7 protein-coding genes are annotated in these 17,581 nt (G+C 35.8%); 5 read left to right on the top strand and 2 right to left on the bottom strand.

The genetic code is table 11. The annotated features are described in order from the left end of the window. The first annotated feature begins 257 nt into the window (after positions 1–257). The 3 genes from EXE09_RS10805 (at position 258) to EXE09_RS18810 (ending at position 2,450) form a co-directional block, all read left to right on the top strand. Positions 258–1,874: a mechanosensitive ion channel gene (locus tag EXE09_RS10805; RefSeq protein ID WP_130117282.1), complete on the top strand. Its 1,617-nt coding sequence runs from the start codon at positions 258–260 to the stop codon at positions 1,872–1,874. A gap of 83 nt (positions 1,875–1,957) precedes the next feature. Beyond that, positions 1,958–2,116 (top strand): hypothetical protein, encoded by a 159-nt coding sequence (locus EXE09_RS18815; protein ID WP_162994950.1) that lies wholly within the window; start codon positions 1,958–1,960, stop codon positions 2,114–2,116. A 190-nt stretch (positions 2,117–2,306) separates the two neighbouring features. After that, complete coding sequence (locus EXE09_RS18810; RefSeq protein ID WP_162994949.1) at positions 2,307–2,450, top strand: hypothetical protein; 144 nt, start codon at positions 2,307–2,309, stop codon at positions 2,448–2,450. Positions 2,451–2,463: 13 nt separating this feature from the next. Here the strand turns inward: EXE09_RS18810 and EXE09_RS10800 are convergent, their stop codons facing one another. Next, positions 2,464–3,663: an NAD(P)/FAD-dependent oxidoreductase gene (locus tag EXE09_RS10800; RefSeq protein ID WP_130117281.1), complete on the bottom strand. Its 1,200-nt coding sequence runs from the start codon at positions 3,661–3,663 to the stop codon at positions 2,464–2,466. Between the two features lie 439 nt (positions 3,664–4,102). Between EXE09_RS10800 and EXE09_RS10795 the strand changes: the two genes are divergently transcribed. Further along, positions 4,103–5,764 carry a ShlB/FhaC/HecB family hemolysin secretion/activation protein gene (locus tag EXE09_RS10795; RefSeq protein ID WP_165382057.1) on the top strand — a complete coding sequence of 554 codons (1,662 nt, stop codon included), beginning with the start codon at positions 4,103–4,105 and terminating at the stop codon, positions 5,762–5,764. A gap of 12 nt (positions 5,765–5,776) precedes the next feature. Continuing rightward, complete coding sequence (locus tag EXE09_RS10790) at positions 5,777–16,558, top strand: hemagglutinin repeat-containing protein (protein WP_130117279.1); 10,782 nt, start codon at positions 5,777–5,779, stop codon at positions 16,556–16,558. Positions 16,559–16,693: 135 nt separating this feature from the next. On the opposite strand, the gene EXE09_RS10785 is transcribed toward EXE09_RS10790, so the two are convergent. Beyond that, on the bottom strand, positions 16,694–17,566 hold the full coding sequence (locus tag EXE09_RS10785) for a 1-aminocyclopropane-1-carboxylate deaminase/D-cysteine desulfhydrase (RefSeq protein ID WP_130117278.1): 873 nt from the start codon (positions 17,564–17,566) through the stop codon (positions 16,694–16,696). Positions 17,567–17,581 lie beyond the last annotated feature (15 nt).

Raw genomic sequence — 17,581 nt, 5'->3', positions numbered from 1 at the left:
AAGGGTGAATTTTAAACGCCATTTAAAACTGAAAAATTATGTTAATGGTATGACAAAAACTCTAGCTTTTATGCTGGAGTTTTTTTGTGCCTTCTTGGCGCTTTTGTTGTATTTATGCAGTTAAAATTGAACATTAAATAATCAAATTATAAAGTGGTATTGTTGTTTAAAAAATATTCAATTAAAACGCAAAAAGAGATCTAAGGAATCATTCGCGAACTCAACATTTTATAAATCAATATTGTGAGGGAATAAAAATGGATGAAATTTTACAAGCACGCGGTCGGTTTGATGCCATGTATTATTGGGATCAATTCCATCCAATTTTAGCTGCTGTGGCTATTCTAATTGTTGGATGGATTATTGCATTGATTGTTGCAGCAGGCATAAAAAAACTTTTGGAAAAAATAGGTACGAACCAAAAGTTATCATCAGCAACAGGACATCGATCTAATATTGAAAGCATTCTTTCCAGAATCATTTTTTGGGTGGTGATGGTGATTGCGGTGATTGGGGCACTCAATGTTCTCAATCTGAGTAGTGTAAGTAGCCCGTTCAGTGCCATGATTCAACAATTCCTATTGTTTATTCCAACATTATTGGCTGCTGTCGCAATTGGTTTTGTCGGATGGATTGTCGCTAATCTGGTTAAAGTTGGTTTGAAAAAGGTACTAGACCGCACCCAATTAGATGAAAAATTGAGTTCTGATGTCGGTGTCAGTCCCATCAGTCAAAATTTAGCAGATATTGTCTATTGGTTGATTTTGTTATTGTTCTTACCAATCGTTTTGTCAATTTTAGGCTTAGAAGGTTTATTGCTTCCTGTTCAAAATATGTTGAATGAAGCAATTTCTTATCTACCAAATATTTTCATCGCTGGCGTGATTATTTTTGTGGGTTATATTCTTGCAAAAATTGTCCGAGGCATCGTTGAAGGGTTGATCAGTAGCTTAAATTTACAAACTCAAATCGAAAAAGTCGGATTATTTAAAAATTCTGAGCAGGGGCTTTCTCGGTTTTTAGGTTCTTTTGTCTTTGCAATCGTGATGATTACGGCATTGATCGTGGCATTCGAAGCATTGGGTATACAAGCGATTTCACAACCTGCAACGGCTATGCTCGGTGAAATTATGTATGCCATTCCACACATTATCGCTGCGGGTTTGATTCTAATTGTGGCATATGTGGTATCACGATTTGTTGGGCGTTTAGTGGCAGAAGTGATTGCTGGCACAGGTGTTGATGACATTCCTAAAAAGCTAGATGTGCAACGTTTCTTAGGTGAAACCAAAGTTTCATGTGTTGTTGGCTATTTAATTGTATTTTTTACCATGTTATTTGCTGTTTCTGAAGCTGCGAATCGATTGGGCTTTGAACAAATTAGTACTTTGATTTCGATGTTTATCCACTTTGGGGCAAATATCCTATTGGGTGCTGTTATTCTCGTGATCGGTTTTTGGCTCGCCAATATCGTTGCAAATGTGGTGCAACGAGGTGAATATAATAGCTCTCGGTGGTTGGGTAATTTAGTTCGAATTTTAATCATGGGCTTAGTGATTGCCATGGGACTGCGTGCGATGGGGATTGCAGATTCGATCGTAAATCTTGCATTTGGTTTAACACTGGGTTCAGTTGCTGTTGCCTTTGCTTTGGCTTTTGGTTTAGGTGGTCGACAACCCGCAGAACGGGTCTTGAGCGATTTAATTGATCGGGCAAAGAAAGAGGCAAATCAGCCCAACCCATTGCGTCAAAATACTCATTTAGATACAAGTTCTGTGGATACTCAGCAAGTGACCTCAGATACACCTACAATTGAAAGCGAGTATAAATCGAATACGGAACCATTAAATAAGGATAAAGATGACCTGAATTAACATTTAAATTTGCTGTAATATCGATCAGGATTAAGTCTTGATCGATTTTTTATTTTTAGGTCAAATGCGAAAGAGGAAAGATGATGTCTAAGAAAAAGCCAAATAATTTTATCGCACCAATTGTGATTGCTGGAATTACAGTTGGTTTTTTAGCGAGTGCTTATAAATTTGTTTTTGCAAAACCTAAAAATCAACAGAATCAAAAACAGGATCTAGAGCAAAAGAAAGATAGTGAATCGTGACGCTTTGCACGCTAGAACTATTTGTCCATATTAAATTTTGTTTATGAAGATTACATAATTGTTACACAAAAGTTTTTTGTAAAATAAAGCTAGACAGATAAATCTAAATTGGCTAAATTCAAAGCATAAATAATGTATTTTTTAATTAATTATTAGATTAATAAGTGAACTATTTTCAAAGGGAATTAAAATGAAAATCATCTATTTTGTGCAAAAAATGCTATCCAATAAATCAACCGCTTCAGATGCAATGGATCTTGCTATTCAACGTGTTACGCAGAAACAGCAGACCCAAAGTCAGCTTATTTTATTCAAAACCGATTATTTAGAATAAGTCAAAAATTAACCTAAACATATTCAGATGCGGCATGTGCAGACGCCCATGCCCATTGAAAATTAAACCCACCTAGATGTCCTGTAACATCCAAGATTTCTCCAATAAAAAATAAACCTTTCTGTTTTTTACTTTCCATTGTTTTTGATGAAACTTCAGTTGTATCAACACCCCCCAAAGTCACCTCGGCAGTACGGTAACCTTCTGTTCCAGAGGGTTTAACTTCAAATTGATGCAATTTATGGGCAATATTTTCAAGTTTTTCATCACTGAGTTGACCAATTGCAGTTTCTGCCCATTCTGCCCAAATTAAGTTTTGTAGTTCTAAAACAACGCTTTTAGGTAAATGCTCAATCAGCAATGTTCTGAGTAAAACTTTGGGTTGGCTTTGCTTCTTCGCTTTAAAGAATTCAAATAATTCTAGGCTCGGTAAGAAATTGATATTGAAGGCTTGACCGACATTCCAATAATTCGATAATTGTAATGAGCTTGGGCCACTTAAACCACGGTGAGTAAATAAAAGCGCTTCAGTAAAACTATTTAAATCATTGCTCAGTGTTGCTTCAACTGCATTCCCACTTAAGCGTGTAGTCACTTCTTTAAATTGATCTGAGAAAGTAAAAGGCACTAAACCTGCACGTGTCGGGTAGATGTGATGTCCAAATTGTTTGGCAATTTTATAGCCAATATCTGAACCACCCAAAGTTGGAATCGACAAACCGCCCGATGCAACGACAACTGACTCAGCTTCAAAGTAACCTATATTGGTAGCAACTTGAAAATTCTGTTCGTCTATAGCTGTTACTGCTTTGACTTCACATGAGATTTTAATATCAACTCGTTGGGTCTTTTCACATTCATTCAGCAACATGGCTAAAATTTCTTTGGCACCATTGAGTGTGAATAGTTGCCCATGCTTACGTTCTTCATATTCGATGCCATATTCGCAGACCATACCGATAAAGTCCCAATTGGTATAACGCGTCAGTGCTGAAATGACAAAGTGTGGATTATGCGAGATGAAGTTTTCAGGCTCGACATAGAGATTGGTGAAGTTGCATTTTCCGCCACCAGACATGAGGATTTTTTTACCAATTTTATTGGCTTTTTCAACCACCAAAACTTTACGACCACGTGCAGCCGCTTTTGCTGCAAGCATTAAACCTGAAGCACCTGCACCGAGGACAATCACATCGTATTGGTTGGAAGACATAACATACTCATGGAAACTTTGAGCAGGGGATTATAAGGAGATGCAGCATTTATCGCTATTAAATTTAAAAAGGAATTTTGTGAACCTTCTTTATTTCTATTTTTGTATTTAAAAACTCTCATTAAAAATAATGTAATGATTTTATTTGAATTTAATTAAATAGTGTAGTTTTAGTTAATTTTTTGTATTTGATTTGTTTTAAAAATATGAGCTAAAAATCGCTAAAAGCAATTAAAAAAGCAAAAAAATACCCAATTTCAGGTATATCCAAACCTGATACTTCATTCTACATTGCAGTTAAATTAACACTTACTTACAAAAATATTTATTGATTTACAGAAGGCATTTACTTGGTGGGTGCTTAAAGGGGATTTATAAATAAGGAATGAACATGGAATTAAAAACTCAGAAATTATTGATATCTTCAATGATTTGTTTTTTGAGCCACATAGCATATGCTGCTGAGACTCCTGCAGAGATTGCAGCAAGAGAAAATGACCGTATTCAACAACAACTGCAACAACGACAGAAATATGAACAAGAACAAATATTACAATCAACTAAACCGCCAACACGTATAGATGTTGCTCCCCCAGAAGTATCTGCAACTGATCAAGGCCCTTGTTTATCCATTCATCAAATTGATGTAAGTGGCTATCATTTACTTTCTAGCAAGAAAATAAGTCAATTGGTTGCACCTTATATCAATACATGTATGGGAACACGTGCAATTGAAGTGCTTATGGGGAAAATTACAGCAGCATATTTAAATAAAGGTTATGTGACTTCACGTGTTTATCTTCCTGAACAAGACTTAAAGTCTGGTGTACTTAAGTTACAGGTTGAAGAAGGTAAACTGACTGAGTTAAAGGTAACAGATCGAGCACAGGGTACACTTTCTCTTGATACAGCATTGGGTGATGTCAAATCTAAGCCACTCAACCTGAGAGATTTAGAACAAGCAATTGACCAATTTAATCGCCTACAATCGAATAATACGAAAATGGAAATTATTCCTGGCAATCAGCCAGGAGAAAGTATTGTTGTATTTGATAATGACCCATCAAAGCGCTGGAATGGGTATTTTACCTATGACAATAAAGGTCAAGATAGTACTGGTCAAAATCAAGCAGCATTAGGTTTAAGTCTAGATAATCCATTAGGATTGAATGATTTATTCAGTGTGACTTATAACCGTTCATTGCCTTTTAAAATTAATCATACTGATTCTTATTCAGGCAGTGCGATGTATATCATCCCGTTGGGATACAACACCTTTAACTTTAGTGCTTCCCGTTCTGAATATGACACAACATTAGAAACAGATTTCAATCAATTGTTGTCGCATGGAGAAACCACAACTTTCTCAGGAAAAATTGATACTCTATTGCACCGTGGCCTAAACAACCAATTCCGTATGAATGCGGGGATTACTGCCAAAGATACAGAAGCTTTTCTTGAGGGCGTTAAGTTAGGAGTAAGTAGTCGCAAACTTAGTGTATTCGATCTTGGTTTTAGTTATAGCGACATGATTTTGTCAGGATTGGTCAATGTCAACGTGGGATATGCCAAAGGTCTAAAAATTTTCAATGCCTTAGAAGATCAATCAGATTTGTCAGCCGATGCACCTAAAGCACAGTTTGACAAAATGAGTTATGGCATTAGTTACTTCAAAGGCTTTAATTGGTTAGGGCAAAATTTCAGTATATCGAGTTCTTTTTCAGGTCAACAAGCTTTCGATACTTTATATGGTTCAGAACAGTTCTCAATCGGCAGTTTATATAGTGTACGTGGGTTTAACCAAAATAGTTTAAGTGGTGACCATGGCTATGCTTTCAAAAATGATTTCTCACTTAGCAAAAATTACGATTTTAATGGAACGCCAATATTCGGGCGCCACACCCTCGGCTTGGATTACGGAAAAGTAGATAACAAAGAAAACTCAAATTATGTGGGAGAGCTCAGCAGCGTCAGTCTCAGTACGACATTTAATGTGAGCAATGTATCGCTTGAATTGATTGCCACACAGCCAATTCATCAATCGAACTTTATGAAGAAACAATCCGCAGATGTGTTCTTCTCTTCTACTTTTTCATTTTAAGGAATAATAATCATGAATCATATTTATAAAACTGTATGGAATAAATCAAAAAATGCTTTTGATGTTGTCTCTGAAGCTGTTAGTTCAAAGGGAAAAAGTACCTCTGGAAGTAAAGATGGAACTGGTAGTACAACGTCTAAATTAACGGCATTTTTTGCAGTACTTACACCGATTGCAGCAATGCTATTTGTACAGCAAACAGTTGCCAATGTTGATGTTGCGAGTGGGAATACACGCGTATTTAATGCGAATAATGGTGTTCAAGTTATTGATATTGCAACAGCAAATGCCGCAGGTATTTCACATAACCGCTATGTAAACTATAACGTAGATAAAACAGGTCAAATACTGAATAACGCAGTACAAACACCGAAAAACCTGTCGGTCATGACGCAACTTGCAGGAAATATTCAAACCAATAAAAACTTAGATAAAAGTGCGCGAGTTATTCTCAATGAAGTCACAGGGACAAATCGTTCGCAACTGAGTGGTCATATTGAAGTCGCTGGAAATAAAGCAGATGTTGTAATTGCCAACCCGTATGGCATCACGTGTAATGGCTGTGGATTTATCAACACAGATAGAGCAACGCTTACCACTGGAACACCACAATTCAATACGGATGGATCTATTAAAAACTACACCATCCGCCAAGGTGATATCACTGTGGATGGGAATGGGTTGAATGCCACAGGGCAAAATTTACTTCAGTTATTATCCCGTAATCTGAATGTGAATGGACAAATCAATGCGAAACAACTTGAAGTTGTAACGGGTGCAAATGAATACGATGTGACAAGTGGTAAAGCAACTGCAATTCAAGGTGTTGGAGCTGTACCAACTTATGCGATTGACTCTAGTGAGCTTGGGGGGATTTATGCAAATCGCATCAGCTTGATTGCTTCTGATCAAGGTGTTGGTGTAAAAATGTTGGGTAATGTCGCAGCAAATGGCAGCGATTTCACATTATCAGCATCTGGAAAAATTGAGTTAAATAATAAAATTAGTGCTGCACAAAATTTATCAGTTCAGAATAATAGTAATGTAGATAACAACTTAAATATCAATGGTTCACTAACTGCTAAAAATATCGCACTAGGTTCAGCTGATAATAATCAGCTAAATATTGCGACTAGTAATGGTAGTATATATGCAGACAATAGTTTAAATATTAATAGTAATCAGTTAGATATAAGTAATAGTGTTGTTCAATCAGCAAGTGATGCTCAAATTAATAATGCTACACAAACAAATTTGGTAAATACTAAGCTGAATGTAAATAATGCTTTAAATTTAAATAGTAATAGTTTAACTACACAAGGATCGAGTGAACTTTCTTCAAATGGAGGTAGTCTTAATCTTACAACAGAACAAAACTTGTCAATTGGTGATGCTGTATCTGTTATTGCACAAAATAATATCAATTTAACTTCAAAAAATGCTGATGTCTCAGTTGTAAAGGCTAAAATCAAAAGTGAAATTGGTGATTTGAACATTAGTGCTTCAAATATTGGACTTAATGCTGAAAGCTCAGCACAAAGTACAAATTTAAACGCAAAGAACTCTGTCCAAATTGATAATAATGCGCAAGTTTCATCTCAGAAAAATATTTCTATAACTGCAAATAATGTTGGGGTTGATGGGAGGGTATATTCAAATGATGCAACTATTAATGCCAATAATAATGCTACATTAAATGTTGGTTCAGTAGTTTCTTCATTAAATTCAAATAGTATAAAAGTGGGTCAAATATTATCTTTAGCTGATAAATCAAATTTAACAGCAGGTAATACAACTGATTTGAATGCAGAAAATTTAAGTATTGCAGGACAAATTCAGGCAAATACTGCAAATATTAATGCAAAAAATAGTTTGATAACGACAAATAGTGGATTAGTTTTTGCAACGAATGTCGCAAATTTAAATGCATTAAATATTGATTTGGCTGGCAAACAGCTCGCACAGAATCTCAATATCACTGCGATTAAAAACTTAAACACGGCTGGTGTGATCTCTGTATCGAACATTGCACAATTAAATGCTGAAAATATCACAGTACAAGGCGATATCACTGCTTCTAGTGCTGTGCTTCAAGCTAAAAATTCATTAAGTGTGCAAAATGGTGGAAGTCTTGGTGCTACGAATAATGTAGAGGCGAAAGCAAATGCGATTAATATCATTGGCAGTGTCAAGTCGAATAGTACTCAATTGACAGCAGATACTGATCTTTTATTAGATCAGAACAGTGCTGTGGAAAGCGTAGAAAATATTCAGCTTAACAGTTCAAATTTGTCGGTAAAGGGTAAAGTCAAAGCAAAACAATTGTCTGCACAAGTTCAAAACCAACTGAATTTAGAACAGGGTTCTGACATACAAGCAATAGAGTTGGCACAATTCAATGCGCAGAATATCAATGCGAACGGTCAATTAACGGCAAAAGCTGCACAATTAAATGCTAAAGCTGGAGCTAATGTCGGGGCAACGGGTTCATTAGCCACAATTCAAAATACTGACATTTCTGCAGACACAATAAAAGTAGATGGTAATTTAACTGCACAAAGTTTAAATGCAGATGCTAAGTCCACATTGAATGTGAACCAAACAGCAAATATTACCACAGCGAGTATAACGCAACTAAAAGCCAATGATTTGATTGTTGCAGGTACTATAAATACACAGAATGCACAATTAAATGCCAATAATGCAGTCAATATTGCGCAAACTGCAAATATTGGTACATCCGATAATTTGAATATCACTGCAAATGATGCAGTCATTGTAGGTAAAGTCAAAGCATTAAATGCAACTGTTCAAGCTGCTAATGCGTTAAATCTTGAAAAAAATGCTCAACTGCAAAGTGCAAACTTAGCACAATTGAATGCCAAAGATATTACGATTAATGGGCAGCTATATACAAAAGAAAGTAAAATAAATGCTCAAAATAAAGTTAATTTAAATCATGGCGCAGAATTAGTAGCATCTGATGGCATTGATTTGAAAGCAGCTCAGGTGAATCTCAATGGCTTAGTAAATGCAACAAATACAAACTTAACTTCAAGTGGTACATTAACAGTTGATACAAATGCTCAGCTTTCAGTGGTGAATCAAGCAAATCTGAATGCGAATGATCTCATATTTAATGGTAAATCAAACTCTAAAAACCTGAATTTACAGGTAAATAGTGGTTTGAATATCAATGCAACATCAGATATTCGTGCACAAGAAACAGCAAATATTAATGCTCAAAATATAGCAGTAAATAGCCAAATTCTAGCAAATAATACCAATCTAACTGCCACACAGAAGCTGGATGTTAATCAGACAGGGACATTACTTGCAAATAATAATTTAAGCCTGAAAGCGCAAAATATAAATACTAGTGGTACATCCCAAGCGAATACAGTAGACATTAGTGCTTCAAATAATCTGAATACTGCAAAAGATTCTTTGATTATAAGTAATAATAATCTGGTATTAGGTGCAGGAAACAAAATTAACTTAAATGGGCAAACAAGTGCAGTAACAACCAATATTAAATCTACAAATGATTTAACTACAGGTGATAGTTTTGTTGCGATCTCTGATGGTAAGACTACCTTAGAGAGTCAGCGCTTAAGTTTAGGTGGGAAGCTGTATGCTAAAAATGCAGACATTACGACAAGCAATACTTTAGCAACTTTACAAAACTCTCAGGTGAATATAACGGATACCTTGAATTTGATTTCTCAAAATTCATCTATCGATTTGGCTGGAGCTACTTCTGCTCAAAACCAAAATCTGACAGCTGTGACCACGATTACAACCCAACAAACAGCCTTGGTAAACGCTCTCAATGCTTTAATTTTTAAAGCAGATTCGCTTATACATGGTGGAGCTTTATACAACGCTACGGGTTTGACAACTACCAATATTAATAATCTAACCAATAATGGCACATTGCAAAGTTCAAGTTTTACATTGAATGGATTGAAGAATTTTAATAACAATAAAAATTTTCTTTCAGACCAAAATTTAAATATTACCACTGAAGCATTTAGCAATAAGCTAGGTAGCCAGTTGGCAAGTAATGCAGACTTAACTTTAATCGCTACAAAAGGCGCTTTAACAAATGATGGTACGATTGGAAGTGTAGGTAATTTAACGTTAAAGGCAACTCCTGTTGGTTCTTCGATTACCAATAACGCAACTTTACAAGCAAATAATACTGTTTCACTCAATGCAAGCAATGTTTTAAATAATACAAATGGTGTTATCAATGCAGCTGAAAATATAACGATAACCGCTCAGCAAATAGAGAATAAAGGAAATATTGCATCTAAAAATGTCGTATTGAATGCAACAGGTGGAACAGCTTCAACTGTTAAAAACTCAGGAATTGTATTTGCCAATAAAGACATCTCTATTGATGCTGACGATACAATATTAAATACGGGGACTTTATATACCAAGAGTGCGACTGCAGGTGCTGTTGATGACACGATGCATTTAACGGCTAAAAATATTAAGAACTTAGTCGCTACTGATGGTAGTGGAAAGTATGGTGTGATCAGTACATCATGGGTACCATTTACAGTAGATTATTTGCTCAATGAGGGCTCTATACAAGCGCTTCGAGCGATTATTAATAATAAAACGTTAAATGTGAAAACAAATTTTGATAACTATGCGCTCAATGGTACGAATGACTCAAAAGGGTTTTATGCCTTCTGGAATCTAGATGCTCAAAACCTAGGAACATTAAATAATACAGGTACATTGAGTGTTTATTTAGAAAATGATCCAAAGGATTCAGCAACCACTGTAACAGCGGATAAGTTTAACAACACTGCAGGTGCATCCGCTTATTTTGGTGAGTATTCTAATTTAACGGTAAATGGGCAAACGAATAATCAAGGAACACTGTATTTAGAAAAAGGGAATGCGACATTACAAAATCTAAATAATGATAATGGTATTTTGGTATTAGATGGTACAAATGCAACGTTAAAATCAGATTTTACCAATAACGGTTCTTTAAGTTTACTTAATAGCTCAAACTTAGACCTGAAACAGAATAATTTAACAAATAGTGCTAATAAAAACATTTACTTAAGTGACTCTTCTATTACTACGGGAAATGGTATTGCCAATATGATAGGGGGGATTGTGAAGACTATAGGTAATAGTAATTTGGAATCAAATACTTTAGTAAATAATGGACTCATTCATAGTTTAGGAGGTATTTTAAATATTCAATCGAATACTTTGACTAATAATTATAATTCTGGAATTATAGGTTTGGGTGTTGTTAATATCAATAAAAATTTATTTAGTTCGAATGTGGTTAATAACTATGGTAATATTTATGCAAACAAAGAATTAAATATTGGTGTAGGAGATTCTAATGATAGATCAAATTCAGGAAAAGGTTATACGAATATAACGAATTATACGAATAACTCGACTCAGAAAAGTGGTATAAATAAACCAACAGGAGGAGTGATTTCATCGGATAAAAATATAAATATATATGCAAATAATTTTACGAATAATTTTGCAATTATTTCCAATAGTGGTGATATTACTATTGATACTCAAGGTAAATTTATTAATGAAACTAATTTTTATGGGGAATCATTAAGAGTAGATCATTATAATTGGGAGGCACCAAAGCATTTAAATGATTTTGATATACGTCAGAGTGGTGATGAGAAAGACTCGTTTTATTATGATATAAATGGGAATAAATTAACATCATCTACAGATGCCAATATTCGTGCAACTACTACACGAATTACTGCTGAACATAATCCTGCCGTTGGAAATGATCATCAAGGTTTTTCATCTTCGTTAGTTACTGAAATATGGAAACAAGCTACAGTTACAAAAAGTGGCACAGATAATGTCATAGCTAATAAATATTTAGCTTCAGCAGATCCAGCTAAAATTATTGCCAATAATGGTAATATTATTTTAAAAATTGGTGATAATGGCGAAAACTATGGAGGTAAAATTATTGCATTAGGGGATAGTAAAGCTGGAAAGGGTTCAGTTGATATTACTTTAAAAACTGGAAAAAAATTCACTAACCGATCTATAGATTTATATGATTTTTCTGATGATCATAATTATGAACTTCAATATTTACTGATGATAGATAAAAATAGTGGTGGTGATGTTGTCAGGACTGCTATAGCTTTTAAGAAAGATTTAAGTTTTGCTGGTTCTTTACCTATGGATATTGGTGAAAGTTGGGATAGTCCAACGCAATATTATAATGATCGTATTAAGCCGCTTTCTTCTTCAAATTCAACTTTATTTAATACTATTTATTGGTGGAGTGATAACTTTTTAACTCAACTAGATGGACAAGGTAATGTTGTCTACGATAATCAAGGTAAGACAGTCTATTTATTAGATGCTCAAAGTAATAAAATTACACCAACTTTAAATACAACAGCAGACATAGTTTCTAAATTAGTAAAAAACACATATAGTTCCACTGCTCTTAAACCTTTACCAAGTGGGCTAAGCTCAAATATAGATGTAGCAGGTTCTTCAGTGATTTCTGGGAGTGGAAATGTTTTTATTGATGGAGGAGTTATTGAAAATCTAGGTAATAATTCTATTAAACAACAGGGAGAAGATGGATCAAATATAAAGGGTGTGGGTTCTACTACCGCAGAAAATTGTGGTGTATTAGGTAAAGATTGTAAAACAAATATTACAGCATACACACCGTCAACTTATGTGAAAGAAAACAGAAATGCTCAGTCTATAAATAATTTGAATTCTACTTCACTGACAAGTTATCAATCTACGAAACCGTCAACTAAAGATTATTCTGTCAATATTATCGATGGGATAACTTATATTTCTGCTCCTGAAGGTTTTGTAATAAATCCATCAACTGTGCCTGAATTAAAAGAAGCAACTAAAGTTAATATTGCATATTATCAACCTTATCCTATTACAAAAATACCAACTGTAGATTTAGACATACCAACGACAAAATATAGCCAATATGTAGCGACACCAGACAGTCATTCAAAGTATTTGGTTGAATCTAATCCACTCTATGGTGCTAATTCAGATGTCCTAGGTTCAAACTATTTAACTGAACAACTCGGCATTGACCCAGACAAGCTGTTAAAAAGACTGGGGGATGATGGTTATGAAATGAATTTGGTGCAAAAGCAATTGATTCAAATGACAGGAACTGGCGTACTGTTTGCAAATGCTTCAGCTTCAGATCAAATGAAGATATTATTCGACAATGCGACATCATCAAGTAAAGACCTTGGTTTAGAGTATGGTAAGGCGTTAACGATAGAACAACTATCAAAACTAGATAGTGATATTGTATGGATGGTTGAAGGAACTGTATCAGGTCAAAAAGTTTTAATTCCACAAGTATATTTAAGCCAAAAAACGGTTAATGGTATTAATACATCGGGTGCAGTCATTGATGGTAAAGTTGGGACTATATTAACAGTAGATTCCTTGACCAATCAAAATGGTACGATTGCGGGTGGCATTGTTTATGCAGATGTGAAAAAAGATATCAATAACATTGGTGGTAAAATCAAAGGTGATGATGTCATCTTAAAATCACAAGAAGGTTCGATCAATAACATTACTAAATCTTATAATTTTGGTAATAGTGTGAGTGACTCAACCACCTTTGGACAAACTGCAAGTATTGAAAGTAATGGAACTTTGATCTTAGATGCAGCAAAAGATATCAACAATATCGCTGCAACACTCAAAGCCAAAGGTGATGCATCAATAAAAGCGGGTAATGACATCAACATTAAATCGCTAGAAGATCATACTGCAACAACTTCCAGTTTGAAAAAAGGCGACAAGATCAATGAAGATACCAACAGCATTGGTAATGGTTCAATTAATACCAATACCACAACCCATGTTGGTTCAACCATAGATTTAGGTGGAAATGCTGCATTTGAAAGTGGCGGTAATACTCTTATTTCGGGTAGCGATGTTAATGTCAAAGGTCAAATGTATGCAAAAACGGGTGGTAACTTTACCCTAGAATCTGTACAAGATACCAAAGAAACCAAAACATCTTCATCTAGGTCTGGTTTAGGTGTAGGTGGTGGTATTTATGGAACTCAAACTCAAGAAACAACAGATTTTGAAGGAAAAAATAAAGCCAGCAACTTGAATGTTGGTAGTTTGATCGTGGACTCAGATCAGAAAGTCGTGATCGCAGGTTCGAACGTTAACATCAAAGATAAAGACAGCTTTAGCTTGATTAGTGGTAAGCAAGGTGTTGATATTTTAGATGGTAAAGATGAAGAGCGTCATGAGAAAAAAACGACTACGACAACATATCTAAAAACCACGAAAGGTGATCAAGGTGGGAATGATAAGCCAATTTATGGGCAAGCGGCTGATGGTATTGATCAAAATAAAAAAGGTGAAGCTGCAGATGGTAATGAGACAAATACAGCCTATTTAAAATCATTAGAAGATGAAAAAAATACCCAAACAAATGCATCTGCTAAAACAGAGAAATCGAAACTGGGTGTATCTGCTTCAGCAGAAGCTTCGGCAAGTACTCAAGGCGAAGCAAGTTTACGTCTTGTTGAAACGACTACAGAAATTGAAAGTAGTGGCAAAGAAACCAGTGTGAGTTCAAATATTAATTCAGCTGGTAGTCTACTCATTTCTTCAGCAGACGGTGCTGTGAATATTCGTGGTTCCAATGTGAATGTTGATGGGGCATTAGGCGTTTTAGCAAAAGAACTTAATGTTACAGCAGGTCAAAATAAAGACTATGCGAACCGTGAAACGACTGTTAAATCAATTGGTATTTATACAGAAGGAGATGCAAGTGCTGGTGCAAGTGCCCAAGCGGGTGCTCAGGCTGGTGCAATGGGGGCGAGTGTTGGTGCAAGTGCTCAAGCGAATGCACAAGCAAATGGAACAGCAACAATAGGTGCGAAACTTGAAAAAGACTCAGAGTCTGTGCGTAATACTACGCATAATTTGTCTACATTAAGTTCGGGTGGAGGAATGCTGATAGATGTACAAAATACAGCTACATTCCATGGGGCTAATGTGACTTCAAGCGGTGACATGGAAATCAAGGCGAAGGATATTAAAAATCTAGCTGTACAAGACGTTCATGAAGAAAGCCGTTCAAGTTCAAGTAAGTTAGCAGGTGTTTATTTAAGTGGTTCAGCCCAAGCTTCTGCAAATGTTGATGTGAGTGCTTCTGCAAGTGCGACTGATGTTAATCCGATCCAAGGTAATGCGAGTGCATCTGTTGGCGTGAGTGCAAATGTTGGTGCTGGTTTACGTGTGGCAACTGAAGAGAGTCAAGAAAATTATACGACTGTAACAAATACAGGAAATACATTTAAAGCAGGCGGAAAATTTTCACGGACTGCTGAGAATGAAATTGTAGATGAAGCAACACAAGTCGATGCAAGAAGTATTTTCCAGAAAGCTACAACAATTACCGATGTTGCAGTAAGTGACTCGCAGACGTATTCAAAAAATACTTCGTCGCATGATGCCCGTATAGGTTTAGAAGTCTCAGCAGAAGTTGGGGCAGGAGCAAATGCAAATGCAAGTGCAGGTGCTGTTGCTTCTGCTGGAGGCGGTACAAATGCTGTCAAAAAGCCATCAGCTGCAGTTGGCGTTTCTGCTTCTTATACAGGCTCTGAAACATCAGAATCAAGTAAAGATACACAAGCAGTCACCTCTAAATTTAAAGCTAGCGAGGATATTACTTCTATTTCAACTGGTGATACGACTTTAAATGGTACGCTATTTGAAGCAGGCGGTAATATGTCTATTACGGCAGATAAGCTTAACTATAATGCTGTTGCTGATACTCATTCATCGAGTTCTTCTTCTAAAAATATCGATGTCAGTGTCGGTGTCGGTATTGATATTGCAGGAACTCCAGATGTAGATGTTGGTGTGGGCTATGGACAAAATAAATCTAAATCTGATTCATCTACTGCTGTCGTTGGCGGAATGAATGCTGGTGGAAATATTATTGTAAATACTAAGCAAGCAGATTTTGAAGGGACTACATTCCAAAGTGGCGGAGATACGACTATCCGTGGTGAGACTGTAAATATGCGCGCTGCAGAAAATACCTCAAGTTCAAGCTCAACTGGATTTAATGTTGGTGTGAGTGCTAGTAATGCTCAAAAGGCCGAATCTCCAAGTAAAGTAGGAAAAGACTCAATTGCGAGAACAGTAAATAATGGTGCTAAGGAAGAAGATTTACGCCAAGGTGGTGGTGTAAGTGGAAGCTTTGGCCTTAGTAATTCAAGTTTTACTGAGTATCAGGGCTCTAGTGTTGTAACTGGAGGAACGTTTAAAGTTGAGTCAATAAATGGCGGAACAATGGAAAATGTCCAATTTGCAGAGGGGAATACAAATAATATTTCATCTAATATGAATACTGTGATTAAAAAGGATCAAAAAACTGGGTTTGAGTTGGGAGGTGAGGGCTCTCTTGATAGTAATGATTTAAGGCAGGCTCGAAATATCAAAGATACTTATGAAAATCCGAACAATTATACAAAAGGTGGGCCACTTCCAAAGACGACTGAAACTTTAAGTATGAAGAATAAAGAAGAGTCTTCTACTCAAAGTACAACGTCAGTTCGCATAACCGATGTTCTTAAGTTAACAAAAGATAAAGTGACTAGCATTATTCCTGTTAGAACAAATAATACTGGTGGAGCTGGTGGAGCTGGTGGAGCTGGTGGAGCTGGTGGAGCTGGTGGAGCTGGTGGAGCTGGTGGAGCTGGTGGAGTTCCATAATTATTGGAGGAACTGTCTGGCTTTATCGTGAAGCTATAAGTTTTGAATATGACCGAGATATAATAGTTTAATTATCATATCTCGGGTTTTATTTGCTGACTTATTATTTTCAACAAAAATGCAAAGGAAAATTTATTAGTCTACGTTACTTTTCCCTTGCAACCCACCACTATGAATCACCAAGATTCGACTGTTTTTAGGAAAATATTGTTTTTGAATTAAATCAAATATCCCGAATAGCATTTTCCCTGTGTAAATATGCTCTAAAGGAATTTGGTATTGCTTTTCAAATTTTTCAATAAATTTGAGTAATTCATCATTGGTTTTGGCATAACCACCACAGCAATAGTCATCTAAAATTTTCCAGTTCCGCTTATTGCTAAGTTGCGCAACGTCATCAGTGAGAAAATCGCCTTTCAATGCTGAAAATCCCAAAACTTTTTGATGCTTTGCACTTGCTTCAGTCAGTCCTGTAATCGTTCCACCTGTCCCTACCGCACAACAAATCACATCATAATTTTTTAAATCGTCTTCGGTCAGGATTTCGTGGCAACCTTGGATTGCAAGCTCATTAGTTCCACCCTCAGGAATGATATAGCTATCAGGGTGATGCAGTTTTATCTCTTCTAAAAACTCATTGGTGTCTTTTAATCTATATTTTTCACGTGAAACAAATTGAAGTTGCATGCCAAATTGTTGCGCCGTGCTTAGAGTGTGATTGAGTGATTTATTTGCCAGCTCTTCACCACGAATGATGCCGATACTGTCAAAACCAAAATGATGTGCAGCGTAAGCTGTTGCTGCAATATGATTGGAATATGCACCGCCAAAGGTGATAATTTTTTTATCCCCTAATCTTTGTGCTTCTAAAAAGTTGTATTTAAGTTTGAAAAACTTATTGCCTGAAATTTGTGGATGAATTTGATCAAGGCGCTTAATGGTCAGGTGTGTCGATGCATCAATCTGAATAGTTTGATAGGGAATAGCTTGGGCGATTTGATCAAACATAGAAAATATCAGTTA

The sequence above is a fragment of the Acinetobacter sp. WCHAc060025 genome (assembly GCF_004209355.1).
Lineage (GTDB): Bacteria > Pseudomonadota > Gammaproteobacteria > Pseudomonadales > Moraxellaceae > Acinetobacter > Acinetobacter wuhouensis.
The sequence above is the reverse complement of the archived record's forward strand: the minus strand, read 5'-3'. Positions and strand labels throughout refer to the sequence as shown.

What these genes read in the sequence shown, in the direction of transcription:
- EXE09_RS10805 (WP_130117282.1), top strand. Translation starts at nt 258, where the DNA reads ATGGATGAAATTTTACAAGCACGCGGTCGGTTTGATGCCATGTATTAT.
- EXE09_RS18815 (WP_162994950.1), top strand. Translation starts at nt 1,958, where the DNA reads ATGTCTAAGAAAAAGCCAAATAATTTTATCGCACCAATTGTGATTGCT.
- EXE09_RS18810 (WP_162994949.1), top strand. Translation starts at nt 2,307, where the DNA reads ATGAAAATCATCTATTTTGTGCAAAAAATGCTATCCAATAAATCAACC.
- EXE09_RS10800 (WP_130117281.1), bottom strand. Translation starts at nt 3,663, where the DNA reads ATGTCTTCCAACCAATACGATGTGATTGTCCTCGGTGCAGGTGCTTCA.
- EXE09_RS10790 (WP_130117279.1), top strand. Translation starts at nt 5,777, where the DNA reads ATGAATCATATTTATAAAACTGTATGGAATAAATCAAAAAATGCTTTT.
- EXE09_RS10785 (WP_130117278.1), bottom strand. Translation starts at nt 17,566, where the DNA reads ATGTTTGATCAAATCGCCCAAGCTATTCCCTATCAAACTATTCAGATT.